We start from the raw sequence: 16,044 nt of genomic DNA, 5'->3' as shown, positions 1-16,044 counted from the left end.
CGCTCTGTCGCCGTAGTATTTCTTCCAGATTCACAGCCCGGACATCACGTCCCCTGCGATCCGCCCAATCAGGCGTTTCGTGGCCCGCCGACCCAACAGGATCGCGCCGGCCACCGGGCTACGCACTGCCCAGAAGGCGGAGCGAGGTGAGCCGGCGCCAACAGCGACGAGCAGGACGAGATTCCGGAAGGGAGGCTGACGAGCCTCCCTTTTTTCTTGCCCGCGATTTCTCTGCCATCTTTACCCTGACTTTACTCAGCGCCTTGCAATACGCGGTCTGCACCGTGGTCTATGGCAATGTCACATCACTGTTTCGGCCCAGGCCGAAGTGAGGAGTCCATGAAGTCGGGCATCTGGCCGTTCGCCGGGGTTGCCGTGCTCTCCCTGGCCATTGCCGCCCAGGCCTTGGCGGCCGAGCCACCGGACCTGTCCGGTCCGTCCCAGGGGCGACCCGCCGCCAGCCAGGGCAACACTGCCGGCGGCGGGCGGACGCCGATGTCCCACGAAGGGCCGGCCCGCCCCATGGGCAACTGGCAGCAGCGTCCGGTGCAGGAGACCGGCGGGCAATGGCAGGGGCATCCCCAAGGCAACGCCAATGGCCAGTGGCAGGGCCGTCCGCAATGGAACGGCAATGGTCAGTGGCAAGGTCATCCTCAGGGGAACGGCAACGGTCAATGGCAAGGCCACCCGCAAGGTAACGGCAACGGCCAGTGGCAAGGCCATCCTCAGGGAAATACCAACGGCCAGTGGCAGGGGCGCCCACCCGCCAACAATGGTGGGCAATGGCAGGGCAATCCAGGGCGCGATCACGACTGGCATGGCAACCCACCGGGCAACAACGGTGGGCAATGGTCGGGGCGTCCTCCGGCCAATAACGCCAATCCGGGGATTCCCCCGCCCAGCGGCAACGACCAGTGGAAAGGCCGTCCCATCGGTGCCGGCACCACCCAGTGGCAGGGCGAGCATTCCGACCGGCCAGGCTGGCAAGGCGGCTCGCGCCCGCCGCCCGGTGGCTGGCAGGGGCGTCCGCCGCCGTACCACGGCAACTGGGGGCCGCACCCGTCGTACTGGCGTCCGGGCTATGTGGTGAGCAGCGTGCCGGCAGGGCATTACCGGGTGCCGTATCGCGGTGCCGATTACTACTTCGATGACGGCTACTGGTACCGCCCCTATGGCTCGCGCTACGTGGTGGTGACGCCGCCCTATGGCGTTCGGGTGCGCTACCTGCCGTCCTACGCCGAGCAGGTGTGGATCGGCAGCATCGGTTACTTCCTGGTGGCGGGGACCTACTACCTGTGGCAGGCCAGTTCGCAGGACTACGAGGTGGTGGCGCCGCCGATGGAGCAACCGCTGGTGGCGCAGTCGTCCTACGACGTGATTGCCTCCCCGCTGTATGGCCAGGGGCAGGATCAGCAGGCTCGCGACCGCTATGAATGCCATCAGTGGGCCGCCAGCCAGAGCGGCTTCGACCCGGCTTCGGCCAGCTATGCGCCGCCGGCCTATGTCGCCGACAACTATCGCCGCGCCCTGGGCGCCTGCCTGAGCGGACGCGGCTACAGCGTCAACTGATGCTCTTCAACTGATGGTCTCTTTGCCCACTACTTCCTGTGGGTCGGCGTGCACCAGCACCTCGGCCCGCGGGAACTCCTTGTGGATCGCCAGCACCGCCTCGTCGCATAGCAGATGGGCCTTGGACAGCGTCAGTTCGCCGGGGAGCTCCAGGTGCAGCTGGACGAACCAGTGGGTGCCGGAAATCCGCGTGCGCAGGTCATGGGCGCCGAGCACGCCGGGCACCTCGCGCACCAGTTCGAGCATGCGCGTACTGACGTCCGGCGGCAGCTCCTCGTCCATCAGCACGGCCACGGATTCGCGGGCGATCTGGAAGGAACTCCAGAGGATGTACAGGGCGATGCCCAGGCCGAAGATCGCGTCCATCTGCTGCCAGCCGAACTGCGCCAGCAGCAGGGCGACCAGGATGCTGCCGTTGAGCAGCAGGTCCGAGCGGTAGTGCAGCGAGTCCGCGCGGATGGCGTTGGAGCCGGTGATCTTCACCACGTGCCCCTGCACCATCAGCAGGGCGGCGGTGAGCGCCAGGGACAGCACCATCACCGCGATGCCCCAGCCGGCGGCTTCCACCGGTTGCGGATGCTGCAGGCGGTCGATGGCCTGGGTGCCGACCAGCAGCGCACTCACCGCGATGAACAGCGCCTGGGCCAGTCCCGAGAGCGATTCGGCCTTGCCGTGGCCGTAGCGGTGGTCGTCGTCCGCCGGGCGGATGGCGTAGTGCACCGCCAGCAGATTGAGGAAGGAGGCGGCGCCGTCGAGCAGCGAGTCGGTCAGGCCGGCAAGCAGGCTGACCGAGCCGCTGAACCACCAGGCGATGGCCTTGGCCACCACCAGGGTGATGGCCACGCCGAGCGACGCGAAGGTCGCCAGCCGCATGAGGTGGGAGTGGCTGGCGTATTTGAGCATCAGGTGTCCAGGCGGTTGGGCAGGAAGTAGATGTAATCCAGCAGCGGTGCCTTCTGGCCCATAGCGGTCAGCGCCGCGCTCATCTGGCCACGGTGGTGGGTGCCGTGGTTGACCAGGTGCTGGACGATATTGGCCAGGCTCTGGCGATGTTCCTGCCCGGCCATGTTGCGGTAATCCAGCTGGGCGCCGAGGGTGGCATCGCTCTGCTTGCTCAGCCACAGCCGCCAGGCGTCGCCGCCGTCCTTGAGGAAGGCGGCGAGGCTGGCGCGGTCGGGCGCTGCTTCGGCGTCAAGACGTTCGAACTGCCAGGGCTCTCGCTGCACACGGGCGAACCAGATGCGATCGACCACCGCCAGGTGGTTGAGGGTGCCGTGCAGGCTGTCGAAGAACAGCCCGCGCGGCGCGCGGTAGGCCGCCTCGTCCAGGGGCGCGACGGCCTCCAGGATGCGGTCGTAGGCCCACTGGTGGTACGCCAGGAGTTGCTGAAGGTGTGAAGCGAGAGCGCCGTGCATATCAAGCCTCCGGGTGCAGACCCAGGCTGGCGAGTTGTTGGAGGCTGCCGCTGCGCTGGATCAGACGCGGGTCGTCCAGCGGCAGGCTGCGGCCGGTTTCGTGCTCGATGATCGCCTTGAGTTTAGCCTTGTCGACGGTACCGTCTTCACTCACTGCATCCTTGAGCTTTTCCGGCGCGACCGAGTACTTGGCATCGGGCAGGTAGATCGCGCCGGTGGCGAAGTCTACGCCGAAGGCGATCAGGCCCGGGATGATGTAGAACAACAGACCGATGGCATCGAACACCGCGATGGCCGGGTCGATGCGGCCGTCGATCTGGCCGCGGCGGTCGGGGTAGAAAATCGTGCCGCAGGCCGTCAGTTGGCTGAACAGGGTGGCGCAAAGAACCGCGCAGGACACACGGGTAGCGAGACGCATGGAGAACCTCCGGGAGGATGATGCCGGTAACTATATCAACGAGCCCGCTTCCACTGCTGGCGTATTCGCACTATGTGGCGAGCTCGTTGCTTCTAAGACTGCCGAGTTGACCTTGCGGTTCGCCCGGTATAATCGCCGCCCTCCCGCGTAAGCCGGGTTACCGCCTTGTGAAGTTTGATTCTTACGGAGCCGGCATGAACGCCCTTCCCATCGACAGCGTCCTTCCTGCCCTGCGCCAGGCCCTGGCCGCGCGCCATGAAGTGGTGCTGGAAGCGCCGCCCGGCGCCGGCAAGACCACCCGCGTGCCGCTGGCGCTGTTCGATGAGCCCTGGCTGGCCGGGCAATCGATCCTGATGCTGGAGCCACGTCGCCTGGCCGCCCGCGCCGCTGCCGAGCGCCTGGCCGCCGAGCTGGGCGAGAAGGTCGGCGAAACCGTCGGCTACCGCATCCGCCTGGACAGCAGGGTCGGCCCGAAGACGCGTATCGAAGTGGTCACCGAGGGCATCCTCGCCCGCCGCCTGCAGGATGACCCGGCGCTGGACGGCGTCGGCCTGGTGATCTTCGACGAATTCCACGAGAGGTCGCTGGATGCCGACCTCGCCCTGGCGCTGACCCTCAACGGCCGCGCGCTGCTGCGCGACGAGCCGCCGCTGAAGGTGCTGGTGATGTCCGCGACCCTGGAGGGCGAGCGCCTGTCCGCGCTGCTCGACGACGCGCCGGTGGTGCGCAGCGAGGGGCGCATGTTCCCGGTGGATATTCGCTGGGGCCGCCCCTGGCAGGCCGGCGAGTTCATCGAACCGCGCGTGGTGCAGACGGTGCAGCAGGCGCTGGCCGACGAGTCCGGCAGCCTGCTGGTGTTCCTGCCCGGCCAGGCGGAGATTCGCCGGGTCGCCGAACAGTTGGGCGAAGCCCTGGCCGGTCGTCCGGAAATCCTCATCTGCCCCCTGCACGGCGAGCTCGATCTCGACGCCCAGCGCGCCGCCATCGAGCCGGCGCCGGCGGGCAAGCGCAAGGTGGTGCTGGCGACCAACATTGCCGAGACCAGCCTGACCATCGACGGCGTGCGTGTGGTGGTGGACGCAGGTCTTGCGCGGGTGCCGCGCTTCGATCCGGGCAGCGGCATGACCCGCCTGGACACCCAGCGCATCTCCCGTGCCTCAGCCACCCAGCGCGCGGGCCGTGCCGGGCGCCTGGAGCCGGGTGCCTGCTACCGACTGTGGTCGGAGGCGCAGCACGACCAGTTGCCGGCCTATGGCACGGCGGAAATCCTCCAGGCCGATCTGGCCGGTCTCGCCCTGCAGCTGGCGCGCTGGGGCGTTGCCCCGCAGGAGCTGGCTTGGCTCGACCTGCCGCCCGCCGCCGCATACGCACAGGCCCTCGATCTGCTGGAGCGCCTCGGCGCCCTGGCGTCCCGCACTGGCGGCGGCAGCCTGACGCCCCACGGCCAGGCGATGGCCGAGCTGCCGGCGCATCCGCGCATTGCCCATCTGCTGCTGCGCGGCCATGCCCTGGGCCTGGGGCCGCTGGCCTGCGACCTCGCCGCGCTGCTGGGGGAGCGGGACATCCTGCGCGGCAGCGACGCCGACCTGCACCACCGCATCGCCCTGCTGGCCGGCGAGCAGAACGCCCCGCGCGCCAGCCGTGGCGCGGTGCAGCGGGTGCGGCAGCTGTCGCGGCAATTCAAGGGTTACTTGCGCGGTCCGGCCCGCGAGCCGGTGAGCGATCCGGATCATCCGCGCTGGCTCGGCGGGTTGCTGGCCTTCGCTTACCCGGACCGCATCGCCCGCCAGCGTCGTGCCGGTGGTGGCGAATATCGACTGGCCAACGGTCGTGCCGCGTTGTTCGGCGAGCCGGATGCGCTGATGAAGGAGCCCTGGCTGGTGATCGCCGACCTGGGCAGCCGCCAGGGCCAGCGCGAGGAACGCATCTATCTGGCGGCGGCGCTGGAGCCGGCGTTGTTCGAGTCGATCCTCGCCGAGCAGGTCAGCGTCCACGACGAGCTGGACTGGGACGAGCGCGAAGGCGTGCTGCGTGCCGAGCGCCAGCGCAAGGTCGGCGAGCTGGTGCTGGCCACCGAAGCCTTGCCGTCGCTCGACGAGGAAGCGCGCAGTCGCGCGCTGCTCGGGCTGGTGCGACGCAAGGGCCTGGAGTTGCTGCCGTGGACCCCGGAGTTGCGCCAGTGGCAGGCGCGGGTCGCTTTGCTGCGTCGGCTGGACCTGGAAAGCAAGGGCGAGAGCGAATGGCCGGACGTCAGCGATACCGCCTTGCTGGATTCGCTGGAGGATTGGCTGCTGCCGTACCTGGGCAAGGTTTCGCGGCTGGCGCACTTCGCCAACCTGGAACTGGCCGGGATTCTACACAACGTGCTGCCCTGGCCGCTGCCGCAGCGCCTTGACGAGCTGGCGCCACGCACACTGCAGGTGCCGTCCGGGTCGAACATCCGCCTGGACTACACCGAATTCCCGCCAGTGCTCGCGGTGCGCCTGCAGGAGCTGTTCGGCCTGGCCGACACCCCTCGCATCGCTGGCGGGCGGCTGGCGGTGAAGCTGCACCTGCTGTCGCCGGCGCAGCGGCCGGTGCAGGTGACCCAGGATCTGGCGAACTTCTGGCGCAGTACCTATGCCGAGGTGAAGAAGGACTTGAAGGGGCGCTATCCCAAGCACTATTGGCCGGATGATCCGCTGATCGCCGAGCCGACGGCGCGGGCGAAGCCGCGCGGGACGTGACCGCTGTGCTCACTGTAGGAGCGGGCCATGCCCGCGATCGCGCCCATGGGGCGCTCCTGCAGGTTGAGCGCCAACTCATCCGTGAAGTTCGGGCACGGTGCGGGGCAATCGCGGACGGAGTCCGCTCCTACGCAATGCCCGCCTTCCCAGTTCAGGGCAACTCCATCTCATAGCCTTCCGCCTTCAACGCGTCGTAGGCGTTATCCAGCTGTTCGCGCAGTCGTTCGGCATCGGGCGCGCGGCGGGAGACGATCAGCTTGGTCGGCACGCTGTACAGCCGGTCGAAGGCCAGCGGCGCCATCCCCAGTTCGCGGCGGGCCTGCTCCACCGGCGCCTGGTAGTCGATCAGGTAGTCGCCACGCTGCAGGCCGAGCATCTGCAAGGCCGCCACATGGGTGCTGGTGCGGTGCAGTTCCAGTTGCAGGTGCGGATCGTCCAGCAGGTCGGTGACCGGCTTCCAGTAGCTGTAGCCGCTGATCAGGATGATCCGGGCGCCGCTCAGGCCCTGCGGCAGTTGAGGCGCTGCGCGAGACGCCAGGCGGTAGAGGTTGAGGTCGACGTGGCCGAGCGTGCGCTCGCACTCCAGGGTGCTGCCGGCCAGTTCAGGCTTGCCGGGCGCGCCGGCCCACAGTTGCACGCTGCCGTCCTGCAGGCCGAGGTACAGGCGCGCGCTGGGCAGCGAGCGGAAGCGGGCGCGGTAGCCGGCCTTGCGCAGGATGTGCCGGACCATCTCGGCGCCGCTGCCACGGGTGCTGCCGTCGGAAGCAGTGTAGGTATAGGGCGGGAATTCGTAGTAACCCACCTCCAGTACCGGCAGCGGGCGCGGCAGGCGGTCGGCCAGGCTCGGAGTGCCACTGGCATGGGCGTGTAGGCAGAACAGCATGGCGAACAGCCAGGCGATACGGCGAAAAAGCATGGCTACCTGCGGGGAGTCTTGTCGTTATTGTGCGCGGCGGGCGCAGCATGCGTCGATGCCGGCGTGCTTGTCCAGCGCCGGCCGGCGAGGGCGTGCCGCAGCCCTCAGTGCGGCAGCAGGAAGCGCCCGTTGAGCGGCAGGTGGTTGGAGATGCGCAGGGTGTCGTCGCGTCGCACTCCGGCATCGAGGCGGCTCAGGCGGGGGCTGTAGATCAGGTAGTCGAGGGTGCGATCGGGGGCGTGCACGCGCGGGTCGTTGGGGAAGTGGGTGTACCACTGCGCCTGCTCGGCGCCGCTGGACTCCTGCACCGCCGGGATCACCGGGAAGCGGGCCGCCAGCAGGTTCAGCTCGCTGTTGGCGCGGTAGGGCGCACGCAGTACCTCGGGCAGGTAAGGATACTGACCCAGCGGCAGCAGGCCGAGGTCGCCGCCCAGCAGCCAGGAGCGGCCGGCGGCCTCCAAGGTGCTCAGGTGGGCTTCCAGCGCTTCGACCTGGCGCTGCGGGGTGTCGTCGCCGTTGGGACGCTCCAGGCGCGTGTTGATCACGCTGAGCTGGCCGCCGCCGCGGATCGGCAGGTCGCTCTGCAGCAGTGCCGGCTGCGGGGCGAACAGGCGCAGCAACGGAATCGATGAGCGCTGCGGCAGGGCGATGCGCTCGCCGCTGGCGATCTGGAAGCGACTGAAGGTCACCAGCTTGCGTCCGGCGCTGCCGAACACGTGGGGATTGGGATCGAAGCGCGCCTTCCAGTCGAAGGCGGCGGTGGAGCAGGGGTAGAGGTCGGTCAGGCGGTCGCCGATCAGCGCCTGCTGGTCCTGCTTGCCGGTGGCCGCCGCGCCGTCGTCGACTTCCTGCAGCAGCACGATGTCCGGCGCTTCTTCGCGGATCACCCGCACCACTTCATCGAGGCTGTAGGCGATGTCCTCGGCGCTGGGCTTGTCGTCCGGGCCGGTGGTGTCGGGCAGGTCGTCCCAGAAGATGTAGCGCTTGCCGGCCAGGTACTGGACGTTCCAGGTCATCACCTTGAGCGTCTGCCCCGGTTGCAGTACGGGGGCCGGTGCGCGGCACTGCGCGGCTACCGCCTCACGGTCGGCGGGGTGCCAGGCCGTCAGCCAGGCGCCGGCGGTGGCGGCGAGCAGCAGGACGATGAGCAGCAGGAACAGGATGCGGCGCGGCAACGAGAGGTTCATTCAGCTTAGGGACTATCCTTGATGTGCGAGAGGATAGTGTCTGTGACCGCGCATTTCACCTGTGCGTTTCCTTTGGCGAGTCATTCTGCACCTTGAGGCGCGACGGCGCCGGGAGGTTCATCCCATGACCGAGGCGCTGATCGCCCAGCGTGGGCCCTTTGCGGTGGAGGTCCATGCCGGCGAAGACTATTTCTGGTGTCGCTGCGGCCGTAGCGCCAACCAGCCGTTCTGCGACGGCTCGCACAAGGGCACCGGCCTGTTTCCGCTGAAGTACCACGCCCCACGCGACGAGCTGCTGTTCTTCTGCGGCTGCAAGCACACCCACACGCCGCCGTGCTGCGACGGGACCCACGCATCCCTCTGAGGACGAGCCCATGCCGCGCAAGCTCTTCACCCACCAGGCCTATCGGCACAAGGTGGTGCTGGTCACCGGCGGCTGCTCGGGGATCGGCCGCGCCCTGGCGTTGCGCTTTGCCCAGGCCGGCTCGCACCTGGTGATCCTCGACCTCGACCAGGCGGCGCTGGACAGCCTGGTGCAGCACCTGCGCGAGCACCACAACGTCGAGGCGCTCGGCCTGCGCTGCGACATCGCCGAACCCGAGGCCGTAAGCCGCGCCGTGGCGCTGGCCATCGAGCGCTTCGGCGGTATCGACGTACTGGTGAACAATGCCGGCATCACCCACCGCAGCCTGTTCGCCGACACCGATCTGGCGGTGTTCCAGCGAGTCATGGCGGTGAACTTCTACGGCGCGCTGCACTGCACCCAGGCGGCGCTGCCGAGCCTGCTGGCGCGGCGCGGGCAGATCGTCGTGCTCAGTTCGCTGACCGGCTTCGCGCCGCTGCTCTACCGCAGCGCCTACAACGCCAGCAAACATGCGCTGCATGGGCTGTTCGACACGCTGCGCATGGAGCTGGACGGCACGGGCGTGGCGATCACCCTGGCGTGCCCGGGTTTCACCGCCACCGACCTGCGCAAGAACGCCCTGGTCGGCGACGGCTCGGTGATCCGCCAGCCGGCGGTGGTACTGGGCGCCGAAGTGGCCTCGCCGCGCGACGTGGCCGAGGCGATCTATCAGGGCGCGCTGCGCCGCAAGCGCTTGCTGGTGCTGTCCAACGTCAACTGGCGCGCGCGTGTCCTGGCGCGGTTTTTCCCGCGGCTGTTCGAGAAGCTGCTGGTGCCGAAGATGTCCGGGCTCAAGCCGGGGCATTAGCTCTTTGTAGGAGCGAGCTTGCTCGCGAAGCTTTTGGAGCGCCAGTTGGCGCTGTTCGCGAGCAAGCTCGCTCCTACAGGTAGGGCTGCTCAGTGCGCGTGCGAGTCGTGGGCGTTGCCCGCCAGTTCCATGTCCCAGAACGCCGCCTCGATCTTGTGCCCGTCCAGGTCGCGGATGAAGCAGCCGTAGTATGGGTCGCCGTACAGCGGGCGCGGACCGGGCGCCCCTTCACTGCTGGCGCCAGCGGCCAGCGCGGCCTGGTAGAAGGCGTCCACCGCCTCGCGGGTGTTGGCGATGAAGCCGAAGTGGGTGCCGTTGCCGACGCTGGCGGGGTGGCCGTCGATCGGTGTCTGTACCCAGAATTCCGGGAATTCGCGGCCATAGGCCACGGCGCCGGGGTGCTCCATGATCGTCCGGCAGCCCAGGGTGGGCAGCACTGCGTCGTAGAACGCCCTGGCGCGGGCGTAGTCGTTGGTGCCGATGGAAATGTGCGAAAGGCAGCTGGGCGGATAGCTCGGTTGGTCGCTCACGGGGAACCTCCAGTCAAAAGGCGGGAGGCTCCAGCGTAGAAGGCGAACGAACCGTTCGCCGTGGGGAAGTGTTGCCGATTGCTGCGGGCCTCAGGCCTCGCGCCCTTCGTTTTCCTCGCGCCCGGGGCCGAGGATGAAGATGCGGTAGGCCGCCACCGTCACCAGCAGCTGGAAGAAGCCGCTGAGCGAGTGCAGCAGCACGCCCAGGCCGGGCGAGTCCTGGGCGACCTGGGTGATCCAGCCCTCCGCCATCCAGACCGGCGCAAGGATCACCAGGGTGGTGGTGAGCAGCAGGAAGAAGTGACCGGTGGTCAGGCGGAAGCTCTCGCGCATGGCGTCGATGGGCGAGTTGCCGCGCTGCACCAGGAGGAACTCGGAAAAGGTCATCTTGACCATGAAGAACAGCCCCGGCAGCACGTAGAGCGCGAGGCCCACCAGGATCAGCAGCGAACTCAGCGCCGAGAGCAGGGCGAAGGCCGGCCACAGCCGCAGCGCCGCATTCCACAGCTCGCGCACCCCGCGCTCGCGCCCCTCGCCGGCGTCGATCATGAAGAGGATCAAGCTGGCGGTGTACATCGGGTAGAACACCAGCCCGGCGGCCATGCCCCAGGGGGCGAAGTTCTGCGAGTCGACGGCGACGTCGATCTGCTGCTGGACCAGCGTTTCCACGATGATCCACGGCAGGCACAGCGGTAGCAGCGTGCCGATGTGACGGGTGAAGAAGAACCAGGTATCGCGCAGGACTGAGATGGGATTCATCGGCATGGGAGACGGATCGACGGGCCTCGACTCTAACTTAAGCAAACCTTCAGTTGAAGGTAGGACATTTCAGTCGGCGGAACTTGTTTTTTGCCGTCCCGATCCAATCTTCTGTTCCATACCCCGCTCACTCGAGGCCTGCCATGAATTCCGAAGAGCAATCCCTGATCGATGGTCTGTTCGCCCGCCTGCGCGATGCCGAGGCGCAGACCGCGCCGCGCGATGCCCAGGCCGAGGCGCAGATCAACCGGCACCTGGTGCAGCAGCCGGCGGCGCCGTACTACATGGCCCAGGCGATGCTGATCCAGGAAGCGGCGATCAAGCGCCTGGACCAGCGGGTCAAGGAACTCGAAGCCCAGGTCCAGCAGAATCGCCCCAGCAGCGGCGGCTTCCTCGCCGGGCTGTTCGGCGGCGGCCAGGGCCAGGAACCGCGCCCCGCGCAAGCGCAGCAGCGCCCGGACGGCTGGGGCCAGACACGTTTCTCCCAGCCCGGTGGCAATGCGAGTTACGCCAGCAACCCCAATGATTTCCGTCCTGCTTCCGCGCCCGCCCAGACTGCCCCACAGGGCGGCGGCTTCATGCGCGGCGCGCTGCAGACCGCGGCCGGCGTGGCCGGTGGCGTGATGGTGGCGGACCTGCTGACCAGCATGTTCCACCACAACCAGCCGCAGGAAATCGTCGAAGTGATCCAGGAGCAGCCGGTGCAGCCGGAACCCTCGAACTTCGATGACTCGCTGGGTGGCGGCGATCGCTACGCCGACAATGGCGGCAACTACGACGATGGCGGCGATTCCGGCTTCTTCGACGACGACGGCGACATGTTCAGCTGATCCCGCCCGCCGGGACTGGCGGGGGCCGCGCGCTGTGCCGATAATGCGCCCCCGCTGTTCGTGTCCCGGAGTCATCGTTGAAGACCATCGCCCTGTTCGCTGACGTGCAGAACCTCTACTACACCGTGCGTCAGGCCTACGGCTGCCACTTCAACTACGCCGCGCTGTGGGCCGAGCTGAGCGCCCAGGGCAGCATCGTCCAGGCCTACGCCTACGCCATCGACCGGGGCGACGCGAAGCAGCAGCAGTTCCAGCAGATCCTGCGCAAGCTCGGCTTCACCGTGAAGCTCAAGCCCTACATCCAGCGCGCCGACGGCTCGGCCAAGGGTGACTGGGACGTGGGCATCACCATCGACATCCTCGACGCCGCGCCCAAGGTCGACGAGATCGTCCTGGCCTCCGGCGACGGCGATTTCGACCTGCTGCTCGACCGCGTCCGCGCTGGTGGCACCGACGCCACCGCCTACGGCGTGCCGGGCCTCACCGCCCAGGCGCTGATCCGCGCCGCCAGCCGCTACGTGCCCATCGAAGGCTCGCTGCTGCTGCGTTCCTGACCCTTGCGGCTACAATGCCGCCCATTCCGAATCGTTTCTGCGAGCGCTCCATGACCTTCGCCAACCTTGGCCTGATCGACCCCCTCCTGCGCGCCCTCGACGGGCTCGGCTACCAGAACCCGACGGCGGTGCAGGCCCAGGCCATCCCGGCCGTGCTCAAGGGACGCGACCTGCTCGCCGCCGCCCAGACCGGCACCGGCAAGACCGCCGGTTTCGCCCTGCCGCTGCTGCAGAAGCTGCTGCAGGAAGGCCCGCAGGTGGCCGCCAACTCGATTCGCGTGCTGGTGCTGGTGCCGACCCGCGAGCTGGCCGAGCAGGTGCACGAGAGCTTCCGCGCCTACGGCCAGCACGTACCGCTGCGCACCTCCGTGGCCTACGGCGGCGTGAGCATCAACCCGCAGATGATGAAGCTGCGCAAGGGCGTCGACGTGCTGGTTGCCACCCCTGGCCGCCTGCTCGACCTGTACCGGCAGAACGCCCTGAAATTCACCCAGCTGCAGGCCCTGGTGCTGGACGAGGCTGACCGCATGCTCGACCTCGGTTTCGCCCGTGAGCTGGACGAAGTCTTCGCCGCGCTGCCCAGGCGCCGGCAGACCCTGCTGTTCTCCGCGACCTTCTCCGATGCCATCCGCCAGATGGCCCGCACCCTGCTGCGCGACCCGTTGACCATCGACGTGGCGCCGCGCAACACGGCGGCGAAAACGGTGAAGCAGCACCTGCTCACCGTGGACAAGAAACGCAAGGCCGAGCTGTTCCTGCACCTGCTGCGCGAGCAGGGCTGGCGCCAGGCGCTGGTGTTCGCCAAGACCCGCAAGGGCGTTGAAGAGCTGGTCGGCCTGCTGCAGGAGGAGGGCATCCGCGCCGATTCCATCCATGGCGATAAGCCGCAGCCGGCACGCCTGCGCGCCCTGGCGCGGTTCAAGGCCGGCGAAGTGGACTTCCTCATCGCCACCGATGTCGCTGCACGCGGCCTGGATATCGAGGAGATGCCGCTGGTGGTCAACTTCGACCTGCCCATCGTCCCCGAAGACTACGTGCACCGCATCGGCCGTACCGGCCGCGCCGGCGCCAGCGGCCAGGCGATCTCGCTGGTGTGCGCCGACGAAGTGCAGCAGCTGGCGGCCATCGAGACGCTGATCGGCCAGACCCTGCAGCGCAAGGAAGAAGACGGTTTCGAGGCGGAGCACCGGGTGCCCGTCACCGCACCCGGCGGCCAGGTCATGAAGAAGCCGAAGAAGCCCAAGCAACCCAAGGTGCCGGAAGGCAAGCCGGGCAAGGTGCACCTCGGTTCGCTGCTGGACGACAAGCCGCAGGTCAAGGCGGTGCGCAAGGCGCCGGGTTTCGGTCTCGGTGGCAAGCCTGCCGGTGGCAAGTCGTCCTCTGGCAAGCCGGGCGGCAAGGGCGGTCGTCGCCCCTGAGCCGACAAGGCGCGCGCCTGCCTCATCGCGGTGCGCGCCGGAGGCTGAATCTGCTGCTGTCGCCAGGCGTGGCGGGGCTTTGCGGGGTGTGGCGCAAAAGCTGCATTTCCGTGTGGAATCCCGAACGCCTATAGTGTGCCCATCGCGCACACAACAAGAACGACAGCCCATGCGCCACAAGGAACTCAAAGCCTGGACCGGCGGAGTCGCCCATCTGCTCCCGCTGGCCCCCGGTCGTCCGCGTCTGCTCGGTCTCAGCCAGTGGCTGCAGCAGGTCTGCACGGTGGATAACTTCGTGCTCTTCGTCTACGAGGGCAACCACCGGCCGCTGGACCTGTTCGACACTTTCCCGGCCGATGTCCGTCATGTCTATGTCGAGGACTACCAGGTCGGCCCCTACCTGCTCGATCCCTTTTACCTCGCCTGCACCCGCCAGCAGGCGCCGGGGCTGTGGCGCCTGCGCCAGTTCGCGCCGGACCACTTCTACCTGGGCGAGTACTACCAGACGTATTACCAGCAGACCGGCCTGACCGAGGAGATCGCCTTCTTCATCGACCTCGCCGATGGCGCCACCGCCGTGCTCTCGCTGATGCGCAAGACTTCCAGTCCGGCCTTCAGCCGCGACGAGATGCAACTGCTGGAGTGCGCGCGGCCGGTCGTGGAGCAGGTGGTGCGCGAGGCCTGGGAACTGCGCCGCGCGCAACCGCGCCCGGAGCAGGACCTGGACTACCAGATCCGCGAGGCCTTCGACCAGTTCGGCGCGCAGGTGCTCACCGCCCGCGAGCAGGAGATCGTCCAGCTGCTGCTGCGCGGCCACTCCAGCGCCTCGGTGGCCGAGCAACTGGACATCAGCCCCGGCACGGTGAAGATCCACCGCAAGAACATCTACGCCAAGCTCGGCATCGGCAGCCAGTCGGAACTGCTCGGGCTGTTCATCCGCGAACTGGCGGGGCGCGATGCGGCGGGTGGGATGCGGGCGGTGGGCTGACGGTAGGGCGAATAACCGTTCACGGTTATCCGCCGTTGCCTCTGGTTGCGTCGCTCGCGGCGGATAACGCCTGGGGCGTTATGCGCCCTACGTGACCGCTCAGCGCCGGAGCTGCCGGAGGATCTCTTTTGCAGGAGCGAGCAAGCTCGCTCCTACAGTTACCCTCAGCTCGGGGTGCCCGTTGTAGGAGCGGGCCATGCCCGCGATCGCGCGCATGGCGCGCTCCTACAGGGAGAGCCCATTGCACGAGTGCGTAGCGAGGAGCCCAATCCCGCCATCTATCCCCCGAGGGATATATACACTCCGAAACCCCCATTGCTAGCGTGAGCCCCAACAAGAACAAAGTGGGAGCGCGGTGATGGAGAGCGGTCAGGACTTCGATATCGAATTCCGTAACGTGGTCAAGCGCTACGGCAGCGTGCCGGCGGTCAACGGGCTGAGCTTCCGGGTGAAGCGCGGCGCCTTCCATTCCTTCCTCGGCAGTTCCGGCTGCGGCAAGACCACCACCCTGCGGATGATCGCCGGCTTCGAGCAGCCCAGCGAAGGCGAAGTGCTGCTGGCTGGCCAGTCGGTGGCCGGGGTGCCGGCGCACCAGCGCCCGGTGAACATGGTGTTCCAGCATTACGCGCTGTTCCCGCACCTGACGGTGGCCGAGAACATCGCCTATGGCCTGCGCTACCGCACACCGCGTCCGGACCGCGCGCAGCAGCGCCGCATGGCCGACGAGGCGCTGGAGATGGTGCGCCTTTCCGGCTTCGGCACACGCAAGCCGCACGAGCTTTCCGGCGGCCAGCAGCAACGCGTGGCGCTGGCCCGCGCGCTGGTGAACAAGCCCACCGTGCTGCTGCTCGACGAGCCGCTGGCGGCGCTGGACCGCAAGCTGCGCAAGGAGATGCAGTCGGAACTGCTGCGCCTGCAACGCGAGGTCGGCATCACCTTCGTGCTGGTTACCCACGACCAGGAAGAAGCGCTGTCGATGAGCGACAGCATCAGCATCATGAAGGACGGCCTGATCATCCAGACCGCCACCCCCGAAGCGCTCTACGAAACCCCGGCGAGCCGCTACGTGGCCGACTTCATCGGCGAGTCCAACCTGTTCTCCGGCACTGTGCGCCGCCTCGATTCCGGCCGCGTGGTGCTCGGCACCCCGGCCGGGCTGGAACTGAGCAGCCCGGCGACGCCCACCGGCCCCTCGCTCGCACCCCAGGCCGAGGGCTGCATCGCGGTGCGCCCGGAGCTGGTCGGCATCGCCGCCGCCGACTCCGAGTTGCAGCGCGACGTGCGCCTGAAGGGCCGCGTCGAAGACCGCATCTACCTGGGCAACCTCACCGAATACCGCGTGCGCACCGACGCCTTCGGCATCGTCTGCGTGCGCGTGCCGCGCAAGGCGGGCGGCGAGGCGGAAGCCTTCGAGCATGGCGCGCCGGTGCAGGTCGGCTGGAACCAGGCGAGCGCCCTGGCGATGGCGCTCTGAGAACGATCCAACCCTAACGACGAATAATCAGCAGACAGGCGGGGAGTGA

At 68.1% G+C, this 16,044-nt stretch carries 16 protein-coding genes; 9 read left to right on the top strand and 7 right to left on the bottom strand.

The genetic code is table 11. The features are described 5' to 3' along the window. Positions 1 to 339: 339 nt before the first annotated feature. Positions 340 to 1,569, top strand: a complete 1,230-nt coding sequence (locus tag J5M67_RS29560; RefSeq protein ID WP_243434552.1) for a DUF6515 family protein — start codon at positions 340 to 342, stop codon at positions 1,567 to 1,569. Between the two features lie 6 nt (positions 1,570 to 1,575). On the opposite strand, the gene J5M67_RS07210 is transcribed toward J5M67_RS29560, so the two are convergent. Genes J5M67_RS07210 through J5M67_RS07200 form a run of 3 tightly spaced genes read right to left on the bottom strand, consistent with a single transcriptional unit; the run spans position 1,576 to position 3,402 of the window. Next, positions 1,576 to 2,472 (bottom strand): cation diffusion facilitator family transporter, encoded by an 897-nt coding sequence (locus tag J5M67_RS07210; RefSeq protein WP_207884631.1) that lies wholly within the window; start codon positions 2,470 to 2,472, stop codon positions 1,576 to 1,578. After that, on the bottom strand, positions 2,472 to 2,984 hold the full coding sequence (locus J5M67_RS07205) for a DinB family protein (RefSeq protein WP_207884630.1): 513 nt from the start codon (positions 2,982 to 2,984) through the stop codon (positions 2,472 to 2,474). Before J5M67_RS07205 ends, J5M67_RS07210 begins: the two co-directional genes overlap by 1 nt. A 1-nt stretch (position 2,985) precedes the next feature. Further along, positions 2,986 to 3,402 carry a polyribonucleotide nucleotidyltransferase gene (locus J5M67_RS07200; protein ID WP_207884629.1) on the bottom strand — a complete coding sequence of 139 codons (417 nt, stop codon included), beginning with the start codon at positions 3,400 to 3,402 and terminating at the stop codon, positions 2,986 to 2,988. Between the two features lie 194 nt (positions 3,403 to 3,596). On the opposite strand from J5M67_RS07200, the gene hrpB reads away from it, so the two are divergent. After that, a complete protein-coding gene (hrpB, locus tag J5M67_RS07195) occupies positions 3,597 to 6,128 on the top strand; it encodes an ATP-dependent helicase HrpB (protein ID WP_207884628.1) in 2,532 nt (843 codons plus the stop codon). A gap of 151 nt (positions 6,129 to 6,279) precedes the next feature. Here the strand turns inward: hrpB and J5M67_RS07190 are convergent, their stop codons facing one another. Together J5M67_RS07190 and J5M67_RS07185 are read right to left on the bottom strand one after the other, a co-directional pair. Beyond that, positions 6,280 to 7,044, bottom strand: coding sequence for an ABC transporter substrate-binding protein (locus tag J5M67_RS07190; RefSeq protein ID WP_207884627.1), 765 nt, complete (start codon positions 7,042 to 7,044; stop codon positions 6,280 to 6,282). A 104-nt stretch (positions 7,045 to 7,148) separates the two neighbouring features. After that, on the bottom strand, positions 7,149 to 8,231 hold the full coding sequence (locus J5M67_RS07185) for an endonuclease/exonuclease/phosphatase family protein (RefSeq protein WP_207884626.1): 1,083 nt from the start codon (positions 8,229 to 8,231) through the stop codon (positions 7,149 to 7,151). Between the two features lie 124 nt (positions 8,232 to 8,355). Between J5M67_RS07185 and J5M67_RS07180 the strand changes: the two genes are divergently transcribed. Together J5M67_RS07180 and J5M67_RS07175 are read left to right on the top strand one after the other, a co-directional pair. Further along, positions 8,356 to 8,595 carry a CDGSH iron-sulfur domain-containing protein gene (locus tag J5M67_RS07180; RefSeq protein WP_207884625.1) on the top strand — a complete coding sequence of 80 codons (240 nt, stop codon included), beginning with the start codon at positions 8,356 to 8,358 and terminating at the stop codon, positions 8,593 to 8,595. 10 nt (positions 8,596 to 8,605) lie between these two features. Further along, positions 8,606 to 9,442, top strand: coding sequence for an SDR family oxidoreductase (locus J5M67_RS07175; protein ID WP_207884624.1), 837 nt, complete (start codon positions 8,606 to 8,608; stop codon positions 9,440 to 9,442). Between the two features lie 89 nt (positions 9,443 to 9,531). Here J5M67_RS07175 and J5M67_RS07170 read toward each other — a convergent pair whose 3' ends face one another. Together J5M67_RS07170 and J5M67_RS07165 are read right to left on the bottom strand one after the other, a co-directional pair. After that, positions 9,532 to 9,972: a VOC family protein gene (locus J5M67_RS07170; RefSeq protein ID WP_207884623.1), complete on the bottom strand. Its 441-nt coding sequence runs from the start codon at positions 9,970 to 9,972 to the stop codon at positions 9,532 to 9,534. 90 nt (positions 9,973 to 10,062) lie between these two features. After that, the gene (locus tag J5M67_RS07165; protein ID WP_207884745.1) at positions 10,063 to 10,731 is read right to left on the bottom strand and encodes a YciC family protein; all 669 of its coding nucleotides are present in this window, start codon (positions 10,729 to 10,731) and stop codon (positions 10,063 to 10,065) included. 143 nt (positions 10,732 to 10,874) lie between these two features. Here J5M67_RS07165 and J5M67_RS07160 point away from each other — a divergent pair, with 143 nt between their 5' ends. The 5 genes from J5M67_RS07160 to J5M67_RS07140 all read left to right on the top strand — a co-directional run bounded on the left by J5M67_RS07160 (position 10,875) and on the right by J5M67_RS07140 (position 15,995). Further along, a complete protein-coding gene (locus J5M67_RS07160; protein ID WP_207884622.1) occupies positions 10,875 to 11,561 on the top strand; it encodes a DUF2076 family protein in 687 nt (228 codons plus the stop codon). Between the two features lie 77 nt (positions 11,562 to 11,638). Further along, positions 11,639 to 12,115 (top strand): NYN domain-containing protein, encoded by a 477-nt coding sequence (locus J5M67_RS07155; RefSeq protein WP_207884621.1) that lies wholly within the window; start codon positions 11,639 to 11,641, stop codon positions 12,113 to 12,115. 50 nt (positions 12,116 to 12,165) lie between these two features. Further along, a complete protein-coding gene (locus J5M67_RS07150) occupies positions 12,166 to 13,533 on the top strand; it encodes a DEAD/DEAH box helicase (protein WP_207884620.1) in 1,368 nt (455 codons plus the stop codon). Between the two features lie 169 nt (positions 13,534 to 13,702). After that, positions 13,703 to 14,521, top strand: a complete 819-nt coding sequence (locus J5M67_RS07145; protein WP_207884619.1) for a LuxR C-terminal-related transcriptional regulator — start codon at positions 13,703 to 13,705, stop codon at positions 14,519 to 14,521. 358 nt (positions 14,522 to 14,879) lie between these two features. After that, positions 14,880 to 15,995, top strand: a complete 1,116-nt coding sequence (locus J5M67_RS07140) for an ABC transporter ATP-binding protein (RefSeq protein ID WP_207884618.1) — start codon at positions 14,880 to 14,882, stop codon at positions 15,993 to 15,995. The last annotated feature ends 49 nt before the right edge of the window (positions 15,996 to 16,044 follow it).

This window comes from Pseudomonas sp. 30_B (assembly GCF_017491605.1).
Taxonomy (GTDB): Bacteria; Pseudomonadota; Gammaproteobacteria; order Pseudomonadales; family Pseudomonadaceae; genus Pseudomonas.
The sequence above is the reverse complement of the archived record's forward strand: the minus strand, read 5'-3'. Positions and strand labels throughout refer to the sequence as shown.

Bases quoted from the DNA above. Each gene is read 5' to 3' on its own strand.
- J5M67_RS07150 (WP_207884620.1), top strand. From the start codon at position 12,166: ATGACCTTCGCCAACCTTGGCCTGATCGACCCCCTCCTGCGCGCCCTC.
- J5M67_RS07180 (WP_207884625.1), top strand. From the start codon at position 8,356: ATGACCGAGGCGCTGATCGCCCAGCGTGGGCCCTTTGCGGTGGAGGTC.
- J5M67_RS29560 (WP_243434552.1), top strand. From the start codon at position 340: ATGAAGTCGGGCATCTGGCCGTTCGCCGGGGTTGCCGTGCTCTCCCTG.
- J5M67_RS07210 (WP_207884631.1), bottom strand. From the start codon at position 2,472: ATGCTCAAATACGCCAGCCACTCCCACCTCATGCGGCTGGCGACCTTC.
- J5M67_RS07205 (WP_207884630.1), bottom strand. From the start codon at position 2,984: ATGCACGGCGCTCTCGCTTCACACCTTCAGCAACTCCTGGCGTACCAC.
- J5M67_RS07175 (WP_207884624.1), top strand. From the start codon at position 8,606: ATGCCGCGCAAGCTCTTCACCCACCAGGCCTATCGGCACAAGGTGGTG.
- J5M67_RS07145 (WP_207884619.1), top strand. From the start codon at position 13,703: ATGCGCCACAAGGAACTCAAAGCCTGGACCGGCGGAGTCGCCCATCTG.
- J5M67_RS07165 (WP_207884745.1), bottom strand. From the start codon at position 10,731: ATGAATCCCATCTCAGTCCTGCGCGATACCTGGTTCTTCTTCACCCGT.
- J5M67_RS07190 (WP_207884627.1), bottom strand. From the start codon at position 7,044: ATGCTTTTTCGCCGTATCGCCTGGCTGTTCGCCATGCTGTTCTGCCTA.
- J5M67_RS07160 (WP_207884622.1), top strand. From the start codon at position 10,875: ATGAATTCCGAAGAGCAATCCCTGATCGATGGTCTGTTCGCCCGCCTG.
- J5M67_RS07200 (WP_207884629.1), bottom strand. From the start codon at position 3,402: ATGCGTCTCGCTACCCGTGTGTCCTGCGCGGTTCTTTGCGCCACCCTG.
- hrpB (WP_207884628.1), top strand. From the start codon at position 3,597: ATGAACGCCCTTCCCATCGACAGCGTCCTTCCTGCCCTGCGCCAGGCC.
- J5M67_RS07140 (WP_207884618.1), top strand. From the start codon at position 14,880: ATGGAGAGCGGTCAGGACTTCGATATCGAATTCCGTAACGTGGTCAAG.
- J5M67_RS07185 (WP_207884626.1), bottom strand. From the start codon at position 8,231: ATGAACCTCTCGTTGCCGCGCCGCATCCTGTTCCTGCTGCTCATCGTC.